1 pseudogene is annotated in these 734 nt (G+C 74.8%); it reads right to left on the bottom strand.

Annotated features, from left to right (window positions below):
* Window positions 1–734, bottom strand: a pseudogene (locus tag AB4Y80_RS16885) (hypothetical protein); the annotation flags it as partial.

Raw genomic sequence — 734 nt, 5'->3', positions numbered from 1 at the left:
GGTCGGTGGCCACGCGCAGGAAGGTTGCGGCGTTGGCCAGGAGCGTGCGGGCGAGGGTTTCCGGGATGGGCCCGTAGCCGGCCAGTTCGGCGGGCTGGTTCGTGGCCCCGACCAGGCCCAGCAGCGGGACGGTGACCAGGATTTGCGCGGTGGGCAGCGGCGGCTCGGTGACGGCCATCCCGGTCCGGACCTTCTCCAGCTGCTCCAGGTACTCGCGCAGGGGCTCTTCCGGGATCCCGTCCACGAGCCCGTCAACATAACCTGACCCGTCCCCGCAGAGCACACCGGCGATCGGCGCCCCCGCCCGGTCATCACCGCCGGACCGGTCAGCTTCAGCAGCACCAACAGCACCTGCAGCCGCACCCCCGGACCGGTCGGCACGGGCGGCACTGGCGGCAGCGGCGGGACCGGCCGTGGCGACGGTGGCGGGGGTATCCTCGCCGGGAACGGCGCGGCGGGCACCGGTGTGGGCCCACGGCGGCTCCCCGTCCACCACGGTGACCGTCCCGCCGGCGGTTCCCGCCAGCACGGTGACCGTCCCGCCGGCGGTTCCGGCCGTGGGGACGGTCCTGCCGCCGCCGGCATTACCGGTGGTGCCGGACCGGTCATCGGCCGCGTCACCGGCGGGCGTGGTCGCGGTCGTGCTGAGGGGGTGGTGGCCGAGCAGGAGGGTGGTGGCGGTGTCGAGGCGCAGTTGGGTCAGGGTGCGGTTTTCGTGGGCGCCCTGCAGGCTG

Source organism: Specibacter sp. RAF43, assembly GCF_052114065.1.
Taxonomy (GTDB): Bacteria; Actinomycetota; Actinomycetes; order Actinomycetales; family Micrococcaceae; genus Specibacter.
Note: the sequence above shows the minus strand (reverse complement) of the source record. Positions and strands in the feature narration are given on the sequence as shown.